Source organism: Mycoplasma zalophi (assembly GCF_018914005.1).
GTDB lineage: Bacteria > Bacillota_I > Bacilli_A > Mycoplasmatales > Metamycoplasmataceae > Metamycoplasma > Metamycoplasma zalophi_A.
Map to the genome: position 1 here is coordinate 594,427 of NZ_JAHMHI010000001.1, position 19,581 is coordinate 614,007.

Annotated in this window: 7 protein-coding genes; 2 read left to right on the forward strand and 5 right to left on the reverse strand. The window is 24.7% G+C overall.

Annotation, left to right across the window (positions count from 1 at the left end):
• Positions 1 to 11: 11 nt before the first annotated feature.
• The 5 genes from KQ877_RS02380 to leuS all read right to left on the reverse strand — a co-directional run bounded on the left by KQ877_RS02380 (position 12) and on the right by leuS (position 8,938).
• Positions 12 to 1,472, reverse strand: a complete 1,461-nt coding sequence (locus KQ877_RS02380) for a hypothetical protein (protein WP_216535945.1) — start codon at positions 1,470 to 1,472, stop codon at positions 12 to 14.
• 511 nt (positions 1,473 to 1,983) lie between these two features.
• Positions 1,984 to 3,429 (reverse strand): hypothetical protein, encoded by a 1,446-nt coding sequence (locus KQ877_RS02385; protein ID WP_216535946.1) that lies wholly within the window; start codon positions 3,427 to 3,429, stop codon positions 1,984 to 1,986.
• Between the two features lie 72 nt (positions 3,430 to 3,501).
• Entirely contained in the window at positions 3,502 to 4,968 is a 1,467-nt protein-coding gene (locus tag KQ877_RS02390) for a hypothetical protein (RefSeq protein ID WP_216535947.1), read from the reverse strand.
• A gap of 162 nt (positions 4,969 to 5,130) precedes the next feature.
• Entirely contained in the window at positions 5,131 to 6,489 is a 1,359-nt protein-coding gene (locus tag KQ877_RS02395) for a M17 family metallopeptidase (protein ID WP_216535948.1), read from the reverse strand.
• A gap of 37 nt (positions 6,490 to 6,526) precedes the next feature.
• Complete coding sequence (gene leuS / locus KQ877_RS02400; RefSeq protein ID WP_216535949.1) at positions 6,527 to 8,938, reverse strand: leucine--tRNA ligase; 2,412 nt, start codon at positions 8,936 to 8,938, stop codon at positions 6,527 to 6,529.
• Between the two features lie 232 nt (positions 8,939 to 9,170).
• Here leuS and KQ877_RS02405 point away from each other — a divergent pair, with 232 nt between their 5' ends.
• Both KQ877_RS02405 and KQ877_RS02410 read left to right on the forward strand, forming a co-directional pair.
• The gene (locus KQ877_RS02405) at positions 9,171 to 10,151 is read left to right on the forward strand and encodes a S66 family peptidase (protein ID WP_216488314.1); all 981 of its coding nucleotides are present in this window, start codon (positions 9,171 to 9,173) and stop codon (positions 10,149 to 10,151) included.
• Positions 10,152 to 10,370: 219 nt separating this feature from the next.
• Positions 10,371 to 19,448, forward strand: coding sequence for a hypothetical protein (locus tag KQ877_RS02410; RefSeq protein WP_216535950.1), 9,078 nt, complete (start codon positions 10,371 to 10,373; stop codon positions 19,446 to 19,448).
• Positions 19,449 to 19,581 lie beyond the last annotated feature (133 nt).

The following is a 19,581-nucleotide window of genomic DNA, read 5'->3' on the forward strand; positions in this document are numbered from 1 at the left end:
TATTTCTCCTATTAATTTTTATTAGTATCTTCATTTCCTAAAAAATTAATTCTTAATACATTAATAAATAAAGGAATTTTATTATTATAATCATAACTTTGAATATCTGAATATTCTAAATTGTAGTTATTCATATCATTGATAAATCAAGAAGTTACTTTTAATTTATGTTCTTCTAATGATTTGATATATCATTCTTTTTGCTCTATTTCCTCTTGTAAAATTTGGTTTATTTTATCTCTTTTATCACTTAGTTTTGCATCTCAAGATCCAAATAATTCTTTTTGTTTTTTAGCGGATAAATAAATTATTAAATCAATGTGAGCTGGTATATTATTTTCATCATCTCTATCTTTATATTCTTTTCAGTAGAATTTAATGTCTGGATTGTCTTGATATTTTTTATCAACCTCGTAATTTTTTAAATTAACATCTTTGTTTTTATAATATGTAAATTCCATTTCTTCTCCTGAATTAGTTGGAATTAACACACGCGAGCGTTCAATTCTATTAGGTGCTCATTTAAGTTTTATTATAATTCTATAGTGGTTACCAGTTTTATGAATATCGTCTAAATTTACCAATTTATTTCATGCATCATCTTCATTTTTTGCAGTCATTGTTTGTGTATTTAAATTTTTATCAAGGTAAATTACGTCGATTAAATCTTCATCATCTAAACCAAAGTAAAATATTCTTTTATTTGTTATTTCTAGTCTAGAATCTTCTATAAATGTTACCCCTGCATTTATAAGTGCTTGAAAAATTAGTTTATTTCATTTAATATTTCCATATTTCACTTCATTGCTAACTCCTAGTTTTCTATTTTTCATTACTTCTTCTACATATTCTTTGTTGAACTCAAATAAAAACTCTTTTTCTGTAAGCTTATTTGAAGTAATGCCCTTTTTTAATGTAACTTTTGAAGAATAATTTTTTACATCTACAGGGTCTAGCGGGTCAATGCTTTGTGATTTTTCATATGTCGTTAGTAAAACTATATCAAAATTCTCATTTTTAAAATCTTCATTATCTATGTCTTCTTTTTTGATATATTTTTCTTCATAATCTTTTATGTTTTTAGTAAGCTCTGAAATTTCTTGATTTTTATTTTCTATTATAGAATTTAGTTCTAAAATTCGCTGTTTTAAAGTTTCATATTCTGATTCCAAAGTTTTAAGTTCATTGGTAAGTTTTTGATTTTCAGAATCATCCTCACTATTATTTTTTAATTTATTTTTTAATTCTAAAATTTTGGCTGCTTTATCTAATAAATCATCTTCTAAAGATTTTAATTGTGAATCGTAGTAATTTTTATTAATCTTTTGTTTTATTACTGAATTTTTATTGCTATTTTTTGTTAAAAAGTAAGTAGAAATAGCCGAAATTGAAGTAATTGAAAATAATAATAAAAACAATCAAAGAATTCACAAAAGCTGTTTTTTGTTTTTCTTTTTATTTTCTTTTTCCATTTTTCTCCTATTAAAATTTTATATTAATTTAAAAGTTTTTAGAAATGAAAATCAAGTTTGCGTAAAAAACACAAGATTAAACATCAATATTTTCATGCTAATAATGGTGTAGAATATGCAGATTTTCATGTGAAAAATTACTTAGTAAAAAATAAAATAATTCAATCAATGACTACTAAAGACAATTCACTAGAAAAATGTGATCCAAATATTTATTATATTTAAACAGAATTACAAAAAATTCATATTATAATAAACTATTTCAAATTCTTGAAAAAAGAATGATTTAAAACACAAAAAATCATTTAACTGAATTGCTTTATAATTATTTATTTTAAAAATAAGCATCAATAATATGAAAAAAATATGAAGACATTTGAAATATACTATGCTATATCTTTACACATAAATAATATATAATCTAATAAATTAAAGTAAAAAAACTCATATCAATAAAAATCAATATGAGTTTTGCGTCAAATTTTGTTCATCTAATTTAGGTGATTTTTTATTAATTATCAGAAAGGTCTTGGCTATTTAAAAAATTTAATCTTAATATATTTAGATATAGTGGAGTTTTATTAGATTCACCGTATGAAAAATTATTATATTCTAATGTAAAATGTTCATTTTCTACATTTCATGAAGTTATTTCTTTTTCATATGTTTTATCTAAATCTAAATATCACTGTTTTGTTTTTAGTTCTTCATTAAGAATATTTTTTAATATAGCTGCTTTTTCGTTAATATCACTTTCTAAATTTTGAAATAATTCTTTTTGCTTTTTAGCAGATAAATAAATTATTAAATCAACGTGAGCGGGTATATTATTTTCTTCATCTTTTGTTTTGTATTCTTTTCAATAGAATTTAATATCTTCATTATTTTGTGATTTTTCATCTATTGAGTAGTTTGCTATATTTCAATCATTATTTATATAATATTTTATTTTCTTATTTAATTCTTCATCGTTTTTATAATTATATCTTGCATCTCTATTAATTCCTGATTTTATTTTTATTATTACTCTATAATGTTTTCCTGATTTATAAATTTCATCAATATTCAAGATATGATTTTTTTGGTAATTGTAATTAAATTCATATGATATTTTTTTAGATTTTAATTCTTTGTTTAAAAAATTAATTTCTATTAAATCCTTAGGTTCAATAGCGAAATAAAATATTTTATTATTATCAATATTTCAACCTGGTCCTACAGTAGCTCCCGCATACATAATGGCATCTAAAACAAGTTCCTCTCATTTTACCAATACTTCGTTATTCATATTTTCTCATTGTGTATGTCTTTTTTCTTCGTCAAATAATTTTTGATAAAAATCATAATCAAATTCAAATAAAAATTCTTTCTCTGTTAAATTATTATGATTTGTATTTCTTTTTAAAGTTATCTTTGTTGAATAATCATCTTTTTCAACTGGTTTTAAAGGGTCAGTACTATATGATTTATCATATGTTGTATTTAATACTATATCAAAGTTATCATTTTTAAAATCTTCATGATCTACGTCTTCACTCGGAAGATATCTGTCTTCAAATTCTTTTAATTTTTTAAGAAGTTCTGAAATTTCAATATCCTTGCTTTTTAATATTGAATTCATAGATGATATTCTTTCTCTTAAAGTATTTGATTCAGATTCTAAGGTTTTGACTCTTTCTTTTAGAACATCATTATTATTGTCATTGAAATTTTCCATTTGGTTATTTAATTTATAAATTTCAGATTCTTTTTCAATTAGCTGATTTTCTAAAGATTGTAATTTTAATAAATAGTAATTTTTATCTTTTTCTTTTTGTTTATTTAAATTAATACCTTGATTTCTAGTTATATAATATACAGAAATTGATGAAACAGCAATACCGAATATAATAGACAAAAAGATAATTATTATTGAAATAAGTGTTTTTTTCTTTTGTTTTTGTTTTTCTTTTTCCATTTGACCCCCAATCACTGAAAAATATAATATTATTTCATTATTTTTTAATTAATTAAATTATTAAGATAATAACTAGTCAAATATATCGTAATTATCATGATAATCTTTTTTTTCTAAAAAATTAAGTCTTAACATATTAAAGTATAAAGGCATTTTATCTGAATTATTAGTAAATCTGTTTTGGTATTCTAGTAAAAAATTATTATTGTCTACATTTCATGAAGTTATTTCTTTTTCATATGTTTTATCTAAATCTAAATATCACTGTTTTGTTTTTAGTTCTTCATTAAGAATATTTTTTAATATAGCTGCTTTTTCGTTAATATCACTTTCTAAATTTTGAAATAATTCTTTTTGCTTTTTAGCGGATAAATAAATTATTAAATCAACGTGGGCAGGCATATTATCTTCTTCATCTCTTGTTTTGTATTCTTTTCAATAGAATTTAATATCTTCATTATTTTGCGATTTTTCATCTATTGAGTAGTTTGCTATATTTCAATCATTATTTATATAATATTTTAAATACTTATTTATATCTTTATCATGGTAATATTTATGTGATGGTTGTCTGTTTGTTCCTGTTTTTATTTTTATTACAACTCTATAATGTTTGCCAGATTTATAGATTTTATCAATATTTAATACGTTTTTTGAATCATAAAAATAGTGGAGATTAAAAGACACTGTTTGTAAATCTAAATTTTTATTTAGGTAATGAATATCTATTAAATCCCCCTCATCTATTAAAAAATAAAATAACTTAGTGTTAACACTATATGCTCCAGCTTGATTTGCCCCTAAATATGAAAGAAAATATACAAATAAATCTTCCCAATATAAAGATATATCGTCTTGGTTATTTTGATTAGCCATATGTTTTGCATATTCCAGCATTTTTTTATAGAAATTATCATCGAATTCAAATAAAATTTCTTTCTCTGTAAAATTATTTTTATTATAATTTCTTTTTAAACTTATTTTTGTTGAATAATCATCTTTTGTAAATGGCTTTAAAGGGTCGGTATCATACGATTTCTCATAAGTTGTACTTAATACTATATCAAAATTATCATTTTTAAAATCTTCATGATCTACGTCTTCACTCGGAAGATACTTATCCTTAAATTCTTTTAATTTTTCAAGAAGTTCTGAAATTTCCATATCTTTGCTTTTTAATATTGAGTTTATAGATAATATTCTTTCTCTTAAAATATTCGATTCAGATTCTAAGGTTTTAATTTCTTTTTCCAAATCACTTTTTGCATTATTATTTTCATTATTAATTTTTTTCAAATTGTCATTTAACTTAGAAAGTTGAGATTGTTTTTTGATAAGTTGATTTTCTAAAGACGTTAATTGTGCTAAATAATAATTTTTGTTATTTTCATTTCGTTTGCTTAAATTTGCATTTTTATTTTTGATTGAATAATAAGTTGGAATTGATGCAATGGTGGCACCAATTAAAATAGATAGAAAAATAACAATTATTCAAATAAATGTTTTTTTGTGTTTCTTTTCTTGATTTACTTCTTTCATTTTTCCTCCATTCATTGTCAAAAATATAAATTATTAATGTGATATTTGAATTAAACGCGAAACGTCATTATAACACATTGTTAAGATTGAAAAAATAAAAAAGACAAACAAAAAAAAAAAAAAAAAACAAAATAAAAACCAGAAAAACTGGTTTTTATTGTATTATTTTATATTTTTAGACAATTCATACATGGTCTTTATCATTACTCCCTGAGGAACATCTGCTATGTCGTTTGTTCCCGCTATATCTAAGTGCATAAAGTCAACATCTTCTGCAAATTCTTTTAAGAACATTGCAGCAGATGAAGAACCTGCATCACCTGTCAAGTCAGTATTTTTAAGGTCAGCAACTTTTGTGTTTTTGATTTCTTTTGCATATTCTTCATGAAGTGGCATTCTTCACACTAGTTCATGTTGTTTTTTAGCTGAAATATCAAGTGCTTTTCAATCTGCTGGATTAGTTGCTCATGCACCTGTGTATGTGTGACCTAATCCTACTAATATTGCTCCAGTTAATGTTGCGATTGTTAAAACTTTTGTAGCTTTTAAATTTTTAATTGCATATGTTATTCCATCTGCAAGCACTAATCTACCTTCAGCATCTGTGTTGTTGATTTCAACTGTTTTTCCATTCATTGATGTTCAAACACTGTCGGGAGTAGAAGCATCACCATTTACACGGTTGTCAGTTAAAGGCATAACTGCAACAACGTTTGCTCCCGGTTTTAATTCTGCAATAGCTTTCATTGTAGCAGCAACCGCAGCTGAACCTGACATGTCATATTTCATACCTAACATATATCTTGAAGGTTTTAAACTATATCCACCACTATCAAATGTAATTCCTTTACCTACTAATGCTAATTTAGTATCTGAATTAGGGTTTCCATTATATTCAACAACTACTACACGAGGTTCGTATGTGCTTCCTCTATTTACACTTAGTAAAAGTCCCATTTTTTGTTCTTCTATTGCTTTTTTATCAAGCACTGTTACTTTTAAATTTGGATATTTTGAAAGTTCTTCAGAATATGCGTTAGCTAAAAATTCACTGTTTGCAATATTTGGAACCATTCTTTGTAAGTTTCTTGCAAATGTAATGCTTTTATTTAAAACATCTTGATCGTGTGCAACTTTTTCTAAATCTTGTGTTGTGTATAAAAATAAGTCTTTAGAAGTATCTTTTTTGTTTGTTTTTAAACTAAAAACATCAGCGTTATTAAATTCATAAGCATCTAAAAAAGCTTTTAAAACTTCATTTATATTTACTTTTTGAGTTACAAAAGAAGCAATATCTACTGTATATATTCTTTTTTGATTTGCAGTAAATGACATTGCAAAACTTCTTAAATCTTTTGTTGTAAATTTACCTTTTTCTCCTAAATATACAAATGATTCTTTTGTAGCAAAAAAATCTGTCACTTGATTATTTTCTTTTAAAGTTTCTTCAGGCACTAATGTGTCTTCAAATGCAGCCTTTAAAACTAAATTTCCATTTAATTGGTTAATTAATTTGATCATTTTTTCTCCCTTTATTTTAACAATTTATAAGCTTATCTTATTTGCAGATAAAGTTTATTATTGCATTTTCTTTGTAAATTACTTTTATTATATTCTTATTTGTTAAATATTTTTTAACTGATTCAATTTCTTTTGCTTTTTCTATAATTTCATTTTCGGTTCAATCGTCTTCAATACCGATTTCACCTCTTATTTTTCCATTAACTTGTATTCCTATAAATACTTTTGAAACAATAATTTTATTTTCATCATAAATAGGTCATGCTTGGTTCATAATATTTTCTTGTGATAATTTTTCAAGTAACTCTTCAGCTAAGTGTGGAGCAAAAGGACTTAATAGTATAGAAAAAGTTTTTAAAGTTTCAAGTGATGCTTGTTGTAATTGAGCTAAGTAATTAATAAATATCATCATTTTACTAATAACAATATTAAATTTTAATTTTTCAATATTATTTGTAACTTCTAATATAACTTTATTTAATTCGCTTTCTTCTTCTTTTGTAGCTTCATCAGTTAATTTATTTTTTTGAAGTCTTTCAAATTGATTATAGACTCTATCTAATCATTTTCTAATTCCGTTAACACCTGAATCGTTTCAAGCTTTTGTATCTGTTAATGGACCCATAAACATTTCATAGATTCTTAAAGTATCTGCTCCATAATTTTCAACAATATCATCGGGATTAATAACATTACCAAGACTTTTTGACATTTTTTGTCCATCGGTTCCTAAAATCATACCTTGATTTACTAATTTGAAAAATGGTTCTTTAACAGGTACAATTCCGCGATTGAAAAGAAAATTATTTCAGAAGCGAGCATATAATAAGTGTAATGTTGCGTGTTCTTGTCCACCAATATATAAATCAACTGGCAATCATTTTTTAAAACGTTTTTTAGCTTCTATACTATTTAATTTTTCATATGTTCCATCAGTATTTTTTAATATGTAAGCTAAAAAGTATCATGAAGAACCAGCTCATTGTGGCATTGTATTTGTATCACGACGATATTTTTTACCATCTATTTCTACATATAATCAATCTGAAAGGTTTGCAAGTGGACTTTCTCCAGTTCCTGAAGGTTTAATGTTGTTTGTTTCAGGAAGTTGCACTAATTCATCAACTAAACTAATATTACCTTCTTGGTCAAATAAAACAGGGAATGGTTCACCTCAATATCTTTGACGACTAAAAATTCAATCTCTTAATTTGTAGTTTGTTTCAACTCTTCCTATCATATTGGTTTCAAAAAATTCATTTATTTGTTTTATAGCTTCGTCGGTTTTTAAACCATTTAACATTTCACTATTTATATGAACTCCATCACCTTCATAAGGTTTAGTTAAATCTTCTGTTTGAATAACTCATTTTATATCAAGGTTATATTTAGTTGCAAATTTTCAATCTCTTAAATCATGAGCAGGTACACCCATAACAGCTCCGGTACCATATCCTTCTACTAAATAATCACCTACATAAATAGGAATTAGTTCGTCATTTAAAGGATTTAAAACATAGCTTCCTGTAAATACTCCGCTTGTTTCTCTGTTTACATTATTTCTTTGAATTTGTGAAAGATTTTTAGCTTTTTCTACAAAATTTTCCACTTCTTCTCTATGTTCTTCTGTTACTAATTTTTTTAATTTTTTGTATTCAGGGCTAACACAAATAAATGACACACCAAAAATTGTGTCAGGTCTAGTTGTAAATGTTCTTATATAAATATCTTTACTTTTAACTTTAAATGAAACTTCTGTTCCTACGCTTTTACCTATTCAATTAGTTTGTAACGCTTTTAAACTATCACTTCAATCAAGATCTTTTAATCCTTCTAGTAATTCTTCTGCATAATTTGTTATTTTTAAAACTCATTGACGCATTGGTTTTTTTACTACCGGATAATGTCCACGTTCAGAAACTTTATTACCATTTTCATCTTCTACAACTTCTTCATTTGCTAAAACAGTTCCTAAAGCCTCACATCAATTAACATCGACATCTTCAATTTTTGCTAAACCATGATTGTATAGTTCTTTAAAAATTCACTGTGTCATTACATAATAATTGGGATCTGATGTATTAATTTCTTTATCAAAATCATAACTAAATCCTAAACTTTTAATTTGACGTTTAAAGTTTGCAATATTTTTGGCTGTAAAATCAGCTGGATTGTTTCCTGTTTTTAATGCATATTGTTCAGCTGGTAACCCAAATGCATCTCAACCCATCGGATGTAAAACATCGTAACCATTTAGTCTTTTGTAACGGCTTATGATATCGGTGGCAGTATATCCTTCAGGGTGACCAACATGTAAACCAGATCCACTAGGGTATGGAAACATGTCCAAAATATAAGCTTTTTTATCACTTTTATCAGTGGTTTTAAATGCGTGAGTTTCATCTCAGTTTTGTTGTCATTTTTTTTCAATTAATTTGTGATTATACATATTTTAATTTTATCTAAAATTCCAAAAAATTTAGTTAAATTCCTTATTTTAGCCCCCAAAATACTGCAAAACAGTCAATTTTAGAAAAAAATATTTTCAACAACAAAAACAAAATTTTGTGTATTTTAAAGTTGTTATTTGATTTTTCTTTTAAATTTGTAACTTTAAATTTTTAAGTCAAATGTATAATTTATTATTATGAAATTTAAAGATATAAACAAAAGAGGTAAAAATGAATAAATTTATGTTTTTAAAACCTGGTGATGAAATTAGAGTTATTGCACCTGCAAGGAGTTTAAAATTAATAGGTGAAATAAATACTGATTTAGCTATAAAAAAATTGGAATCTATGGGATTTAAAGTAACTTTTGGTAAAAATGTTTATGAAGTAGAAAATCGCTTATCTGGTTCAATTGAAAAAAAGGTAGAAGATTTACATGAAGCTTTTTTGGATAAAAATGTTAAAGCTATTTTAACAGTTATTGGTGGATTTAATTCACATCAGTTATTACCATATATAAATTGAGAAATTATAAAAAATAATCCTAAGATTTTTTGTGGATTTAGTGATATTACATCGTTACATTTAGCTATTTTAAAACATGCTAAATTTCCTGTATTTTATGGACCACATTTTTCATCATTTGCAATGCTAAAAAACTCAGAATATATTGAAAAACAATTTAGAAATATGTTTTTAAGTGAAGATAAAGAAGTGCAATTAGAATCATCAGAATTATGAAGTGACGATTTATGATTTATTGATCAAGAAAATCGTAAATTAGAAAAAAATACAGGATGATGAAATATTCAAGATGGAAAAGCAAAAGGAAAAATATTAGGTGGTAATTTATCTACACTACTGCTAATAAATCCAACTTCAAATTTTCCAGATGTAAAAGAAGATACTATTTTAGCAATTGAAACAGTTTCACTATATGATTATGATAATTTTGAAAGAATGCTAGTTTCATTAATTCAATCACCGTGATTTAAACATGTAAAGGGGCTAATGATAGGTAGATTTTGTTTAGGTTCAAACATTTCAAAAGAAGATTTAGTTACCATGTTAACAACAAAACCAGAACTAAAAAATATTCCAATAATTGCCAATTTAGATTTTGGTCATTCTATGCCTTTATCTGTAATTCCATTAGGGTTAGAAGCTGAATTAAAAATTAATAATGAATCAGAAATCAAAATTTTTAAATAAGAAATCTAAAATTTTTTAAAAATCAGAAAACTGATTTTTTTAATATTTTTTTGCTTTTAAAACTTTGAAAAATAAAAAAACCTAAAAAACAAGTAAAATTCCAAGCAAAAGTTCGTTTTTTTTTTTTTTTTTGATTGTATAATTTGTAAAACATTGCTTTAGCATACTAATAATTAAATTTATGTACAAATTTTTGCTATTTGCAGTTAGGAGAAAGAAATGAACTTAAATCAAAAAAAATTAAAGAAAATAAGTGGAATACTGGTTGTATCTACTGCTACTTTAGCGGTTACTACAACAACATTTATTGTTGAAGAAGCTAGATTAAAAAATCTAATTCAGACTCAACAAAAATTATGAAACAATTTAAATGAATTTAAAAATACTGAATTAAAAGATGATGAATTTTTATCAAAATTAGTACAAGATATTTTAGATGATAACCCTGTGTTAAATATTTTTTACGACACTTTTACAAAAGTTAGGATAAAAATTGATAACCTTAAATTTTCCTTACAAAAATTTGCGACTATAATTTCAAACAACAAAGAAAACAGCAGTAAAAAATATAATTCATTAAAAAGCCAAATAAAAAACTATATTGATGATGAATTGAGATTTACAGAGTATGAAAATTTAAAAAACAAGCTTCAAGAAGCAGTTGAAAACTCAGATAATAATTTAAATTCAAATTCTAGTCAAAAAGAAATAGACAATCAAACAAAAATTCTTCAAGATATTTTTGACCAAATAAAAAAAGACAAAGCAATTAAAGATAATGATATTAAACAAATGGCTTTTTCTGATTATGAAACAGCTTTAAGAAAATTAAATGAATTTATTAATGACCCTTTATCATTACACGATTTTTATAGCGAACTATATTCAAATGAAAAAACTAATCGTGATGAAATTGCAAAAAATATTAGTTTTGAAAATTCTAATGTTGGTGAAATTTTAGAAGCAAAACAAAAATTAATTCAAGAATTAGAAGATGCAACTAAAAAAGCTCATGAGGTTTCTAAACAAACACTTCAAAAAGTGTATGATGAAGCTAAAGCATACTCAAATGAAACATTAATTACTGCAGATGATGCTAAAACAAAAGAAGATTTATTAAACTTTTCAAAAGAAAAATATGACTTAGGAATTGAAAGTGATGATTTTGAAGTTGTTTATGACAGTATAAGCAAAATTACTAGTTACATAGAATCTGCAAAAGTTAAAAAATATTTAAACGATGTATTAAGAAATCATTCAATTAATACTTTAAAAGAAGCACAAGAATTTGCAAATACTTTTTTAAATGATTTTACTGATAATAAATATCCAGATATTAAACAATATGTATCTGATATTTTAGCAACCGAAAGTCAAGGCACTGAATCAAAAACATTTGACAAAATATACGAATCAGCAGAAAAAATAATCGAAGCTTTAAAAACCAAAAAAGGTGAAGCAATTACTGCTTATAATACACAAAAAGCGAAATTAAATGAAATCAAAGATGAATTAACAGAATCTAAATATGAGTCAATTAAACAAGAAATAATTAATTTAATAACTGAAAAAGATGCAATAATAAATAATCCAAACTCAACAACAAGAGATATTTTAGATGCAACTGAAGTATTAAAAAACTTTGAAAATCAAATCGAAAACAAAAAGCAAGCTAAAGACAATATAAATTCAACATTTACCGATATTGAAAATTACATAAAAACTCATACACACCCAGAAGATGCTAAATCAATAAGCGAGTTACAAGAAGCTTTAAATAACATTAAAGAAAAAACTAAAAACTCTTCAGATACTGCTGAAATTCAACAATGAAATAATGAATTATCAACTATTTTTGAAAAAACCAAACAAATGGTTAATGAAACAGCAACAAATCGTGAACAAGCAAGCACAGAATATGAAACAATTGCAAATAAAGCAAATAAATTAATAGCAGAATTAGAAGAAAATCCACAAAAATATCCTAATTTAGCTGAAGAATTAAAAATTAAAAAATCAGAAACTGATGGAGTCGTTGCTAAAAAAGATACTGAATCAACAAGTACACAAATAACACAAGCAAAAAATGATTTAGAATCAAAATTAAATGAAATAGAAGCCAAAAAAGACAGAATTGATTTAGAGGAATCAAAAGCTAAATATGAAAATAAATATTCTGAAGCATCTAATTATGAAACTTCATTAGATGAAGAAAAATATTCATCAATTAAAACAGAATTAAAAAACAAAATCGCAGAAATTAATGAGTTATATGAAACAAGTATTAATAGCGAAGAAAAAAATGATAAACAAAAAAATGTTGACGTTAAAGAAGCAATTAAAAATATTCAAATTGCTCTTGATAAAGCTAAACACGACAAAGAAACCTTAGATAAAAACCGTAAATTCCAAAGTTATTTAGCACTAAAACATTTAATTGAAAATTATATTGATTCTGATTTAAAAGATTCTAAATTTAAGTTTATAAAAGATAAGTTAAATGAAGCAATTGACACAAATGAACAATTATTAGAAAATGATCCAGATGCTGCTGAACCAACATTAAAAGATTCAGTAACTGATGAACAAATTCAAGCATCAATTGATAATTTAACAACTATATTTGAAGCTAATACAGAACTAAAAACATCAAAAGATAACTTTGATCTTAAAGTAGAAGATGCTGAAACATTATTATCAAAAATTAAAGCACCTGTTTTAAATAAAGATGATGAAGAACTTTATAATACTTTAAAAAATAAAGTAACAGAATTACAAAAATTTTTTAAAGATGATAATAATAAAACAAAAGACAATTTTGATCAAAAAGCAAAAGAATTATCAGGTGCAATAACTCAAGCAAATGACAAATACATTGAAAATAAAGCCAAAAGAAAACAGGCAAGAACTAATTTACAAGCAAAAATTGATTCAATTAAACAATATGTCCAAGACAACTTACAAGAAAATAAAGATGGAACTTTTGTTACAAAACCCGAACATATAGCTACTGAAAGAAAAATTTTAGAAGAATTAGAAAAAGCAAAAACAATTCATGATAGTGCTTCTTCAACTGAGAAAAATTTAATTGATGCTTTAAATTCTTTAAATGATCAAGAAAAAATTCTTAAAGCATCAGAAGCATTTGATAAACAAGCAAAAGAAGCTTCAGATTTTTACAATACCTTAGATGATAAATTAGATAAAAATGTAAAAAATACATTAGGTTTAGCAATAACAAATGAAACTGATAATAAAATCAGTGTAGCAAATAACTTTACAAAAAATACAGCAACTATTGATGAAACAATTGATCAAATAAATCAAGCAAAAGAAAATCTAAATCAAGCATTAGAAGCTGCAAAAAATCAACAACTAGAAATTTTCCAAAATGCTTATGATAATTTATCTAAACAAGCAGATCAATTATTGACTGAATTAGATGAAACTAATGGAGAAGATGCAAATAAACATTCTAAATACCCTGAAATTGCAAGAGCATTAAAAGACATAAAAGATCCAGAAGATGCAAAAGCACTTTCAACATCTACACCTAAACCAACAATCGAGATTTTAAAAGAATCACTTCCAAAATTACAAAAAGCATATGATGATGCTGTTTTAGCTAAATCAAAATCAGATTTTGATAAAGTTTATGGCGATATTTTAGATAAATTTAAAGATACAGAAGGTTCTACAAAATATCAAAATCTAAAAAATGCAGTTATAGAACATTTAAAATTACAAAAAAATATCAGAGATAATGATGATTCAACTGCACAACAAATCAATGAAGCTACTGAAGTACTTAAATCACAAATTTCGCAATTAGATTTAATAAAAGAAAGTTTTGATGAGTATAAAGATGCTTTTAAAGAGGTTTCAGATTACAATGATAGTTTAACTTCTGAAAATAATGAATCTAAGGACATTTTAACTAATGCTTTAAACACCTATAAAGAAAGTAATATAGGTGCTGATAATGCTTTAAATCCTGAAAAATATAGTGAATTTAAAACAGGATTAAAAAAAGCTCTTAAAGACGCAAAAGATATTGAAAGTTCAAAAACAAACTATAAAAATGAACTACAAAACACAACTTCTGATGACGAATTTGAAAATTATCCTGAAGCATTAAAAAAATATAAAAAAGCAATCGAAGATATTACAAAAGAAGATGGTTCACTTGCACAAGATTTAAAAACAGCTAAAACTCCAGAAGAAATTAAACAAGCATATGACAATGCAACAAATGCTCTTAAAAAAGCAAAAGAAGATATAGTTTTAAATAAAGCAAAAGAAGATTATGATAAAAAAGTAAAAGAATTACAAACATTAAAAGATTCTTTAAATCCAAGTAATCAAGCTGAAAAAGCAATTATAGATGAATTACAAAACATTGAACATTCTTCAACATCATCAATAAAAGCAAAAGAAGATTCAAAAACTATTATAGTAAATGACTATACAAAAACAATAACTACATTAGACGATGCAATATTAAAAGCTAAGTTAGATAAATCTAAAATAGATTACGAAAATACAAAACAACAAGCACAAGCAACTTCTAATGAACTTGACGGAAATTATCCTAAAACAAAACAATATTATGATGAAGAACTGTTAAAAATTGAAAAAAAATTAACAACTAGTCTTACCGAAGCAGGAGAAGATAAACAAAAACAAAAAGAAGCATATGATACAGCTAAAAAAGCAATTGAAACATTAAATGAAACTTTAGAAGCTAAAAAAATAGAAGAAACAAATGATAATAAAGCTAAATATGAAAAATCATTAGAAGAGTTTAATAAAACCAAACAAGAAGCTGAAAATATTAAAGATGAAGCTTTAAAACAAAAAATAAAATCTGAATTAAATGATGAAAAAAATAAAGCTGATGCAATATTAAATTCTGATCCAAAAACCGCTGCTAAATATGAAGAAGCTAAAAAAATCTTAGACGCTGCAAATAATTTGGCTAAAACTCAAGAATTTGATAAATTAAAAACTGACGTTGAAACATATATAGGCTCAGATTTAAATGATGCTAAATATGATCAAATAAAAGCTGATTTAGAAAATACAAAAAATACAGAAAATGAAATTGTTCATACAGCAGAAAATCTAGACAAACCAAGTTCTGAAACAATTAAAGAAGCAATTGACACTCTTCAAGAAGCATTTGATAATGCCAAAAAACAAAAAGCACAAAAAGACTTTGATGATGCATATGATGCACTAAAAAATAAAGGTGCAAATGATAGTATTAAAAAAGCAATTGAAAAAGAAGTTTCAGATCAAAAAGATGTTAGAGATAATGTTGATTCAACAACTGAAGAAATTAACAACGCTACAACTAAATTAAATGATGCAGAAATAAGCAATAAAATTACTGAAACAAACAATAAAAAATCAGAATATGATGAAGAAGCTAAAAAAAGTCTTTCTGGTGAAAAATTAGAAGAAAAATTTGGAAATAATGAAAGAGCAAAACAAAATTATTTAAATGAAATTGAAAAAGCACAAGAAAAATTAAATAGTATTTTAGATTCAGATGATGCTGATTTAGACAGTATAAAAGAAGCTTATAATCAAGCAAAAGAAAGATTGCAACAATTAAATTCTGATGCTAACATAAATCAACAAATTGCTGCAGATAAATACAGAAAAGCACTTGAATCAGCAAAAAATAAACATTCTTCATTAAATGACTTAGAAGAAAGTAAAATCAAAAAAGATCTTGGGGATGTTATAACTTCAAACACAATTGAAGAATCTGCAATTGATTCAACACCAACTAGTGACTTGGAAGCAAAAACAAAAGCATTAAATGATGCAGTCACAAAAGCTAATCAAGAACAAGAACGCATAAGAGTAGCAAAAGCAGCTTACGATGCTAAAGTCAGTGAATTAGAGTCAGCAAAAACAACATATCCAAATTTTGCTAATGAATTACAAACCGCTATAAATAATTCAAATTCAAATATATCAACAAATCAAAAAGCAAAAACAATACAAGCAAGTGATTATACTGGTGAAACAGATTATTTAAGAGTAATTTTTGATAAAGTTAAAGCTAAAGATAGTTTTGATAAAGAATATAAAGACATTACTGACGCTGTGGGTTCTGAATCAAAATACCAAAAAATTAAAGAAGCAATTGAAAAGGATTTAAAACCACAAAAAGAAATTAGAAATAACACAAATTCTAGCGCTTCAAATATTAGTCAAGCTAAAAATAATTTACATAAACAAGAAAATATTACTAAAATTTCTAATTATAAAAATTTATTAGATAGATTAATTGAAAAAGAAACTGAACTTGAAAATTCAAAAACTACTTTATATAGCAATGACCCTGAAATTCAAAGCTACATTCAAAGTGTTTTAAGTAATGAAAATAATCTTCATAATTCAATTACAAATGAAGAAGCATTAACTGACAACGCATATTCATCAAGACAAAACAAAATTGAAGAAGCAATCACTAATGCAAGTAATATAAAAGCATCTAAAAATAGTTATACAAATTCAAAAACAACATTAGAAAGAAACATTAATGCTATAACTGGAAATAATAAAGCAAAAGAATTATTAAATGCTGAAAAGAATCAAATTATTACTACATTAAATTCAGATATAACTAGTGCGAATAATGATCCTACAAAAATAAAAGAAGCTTTTAATAAAGCAACTACAAGCTTAAATGCATTACAAAATAATATAGATTGATATAAAGCAGTCGGAGAATATGAAACAAAAAGAAAAGAAGTTGAAGATTATGCAAAAAGCTTAACTAAACCTGAATATAACAAAGTTAAAAATGTTGATTTAACAACTGCTATTTCTAGTGCTGATACAGAAGTAAATAGAGATCAAAATTATAATGGTAGAAGCGCTGAAGAAATTAGAAATAAAATTTCTTCATTACAATATTCTAAGGAAGCAGCAGAAGCCGAAATAAGAAAAATTGATGAAAATAAAGCTAAATATGAAAAAGTAGTCCAAACATATAACACATTTAAAAATGATGAAAATAACAGTGAATGAAAACCAGAATTAGAACAAACATTAACTAATCAAACTAATTCTTTAAAATCACAGACAAATAATAATCAAATCAGCTCAAATAGTTATGTAAATGCAAAAAACGCTTTAGAAAACAAATTAAAAGAAGTTTCAGGTAAAAAATACAAAAAATTAAGTGAAACAGTTGGAAATTATGTAAATGATACATTATCAGGAAATGATGATTATTATAAAGATTTAAGACAAAGTCTTGCAACAACAAAAAATACTGAAGATAATAAATCTCTTATCCCAACACATAATCCAACACAAGAACAAGCCCAAAGATCATATGATACTTTAAATTCAAAATATACAGAAACAAAAAGTAAATACACAACACGTAAACAGTTAATTGAACAATTAAATAGTTCAAAAAATACATTTACAACAGAAAAATCTAATATATCTACAAACTTCTCAAATATAAATATAGAGAACTGAATTAATGCTGAAATTAATAAAATTGAAGGAAATATAACAACAGCAATTAATAATAATTCTTTAAATAATAAAACATTTACTGATGCTAAAGTTGCTTATAATAATTTAGTTACAAATTCATATAAAGAAGTTGTAAAAGAAATTAATAAACAAATAGAAAAAACATTAAACGAACCTAAAAATAATAGAATAGAAGAAAGTAATTCAAATTACGAATCTCTAGAATCACTAAAAAATCAACTTACAAACTTTAATTATTCTGGTGATTCATACAAAACATCACTAAAAAATATTTATGATCAAGTACAAACAAATATCCAAAAAATTGAATCAGATAAACAAAAATACAATGCTGAGCATAAAAAAGCAGTTGAAAAACTAGCAATACTGGGTGCAGAGCGTGTAGATTTATCTAATGCAATAAGTTCTTGAATAGATATTGATCAAAGTTGAGGAAAAAGTATTGGTTCAAAAGCTTATGGGGATAATGTTTTTATAAAAAATGATAAAAAAGTTTTTCAAGATGCTAGAGATAGAATTCTGCGTGAAATGAGTGGATTACAAGAAAAAACTAATAAAAAATCAATAGCTTCTAACAAAGAAGTAAGTGATTTTAAAATTCAACCAGTTTTAACTCAAGAACAAATAAAAGAATATATTGATGGTTTAAAAGTTTTAGCACAAACATTTATAGCTAATTCAGATTTATCTAATCCTGAAAACGGGTTTAATAATAGACAAAGTAATCAATTTAGTGAAATAAAAGACTTACATTTAAATCCTTCATCAAAAAATCTATATAGTGATTTACATGATGGATTTATTACAGATTATGAAAATAAAATAAATAGTAATACAAGACTAACAATTAGAAACTATAAGGATTACAAAGAAAAACTGTATGAAACAGTTAATTGATATGAAAAAGAAATGTTTGAATTAAAGAAAAAATTAAAACAATATGTTGGATACAATGAGCAAGGCGAAGCCGGAGAATATCTTCAGGCATTTAGAAGAGCATATGAGTTTTTACCTGAAATAGCAGGATATAAACCTTGATTAGATAAACTAAACAAATATTATGATCTTTTACGTAATTCTACAGAACAATACATTCAATTTGACTATTTCATCGTAGACCATATGAATGGAGAAAATAAACATTTACATTTTAAAGATGTATACGACAATGTTGTAGAGATGCAAAAATCAGGGTTTAATTTTAGAGATAAATGAGCTCCCGAAAGAGGAATTTATGATTTTGTTACAGAAATTAAACGCGATGATGGTAATTTATATGCAAGAAGTATGAGACCACAATATAAATTATCAAAAAAAGGACAATTATATCATTCAGATAAACAAAATTGACCTTCAATAAAAATGAAAGATGATTCATCAAATAAAAAATATAATTTCTATGATTATGTTAATAAGATGGTGGATTCATTAATTAATAATATTAATGAAAATATATTAAATAGTGGTGGTAAAAGTTTCGATAAATATAATAAAGTACATTTAGGGGCTAAAGAATTATATTCAAATACAAATAGTCGTTATTGAGAAGATGATTTAAGTTATAAAACTTACAGGGATAAAGTAAATAATGTAATTAAATTATATTTCGAAGCAATAGATTATTACTTTGAAGATGATTTAGAACATCGTGTATATAAACAATTAATCATGTGAGATGCAAGAGGTGATAAAGCAAGTAATACAAAAGTAAATTTAACGCTAGATTATTATGAAGATTCAGACAATGCAGGTTTAACAAAATAACATAAATTAATTAAAAAAAATCAAGCAAATATTTACAAAAATAGGTTGCTTGATTTTCTTTTTTATTTTTAATTCGTCAAACACAATCATCAAAAGCAAAGAAAAATAACAATTTTTGATATAATAGGAATAC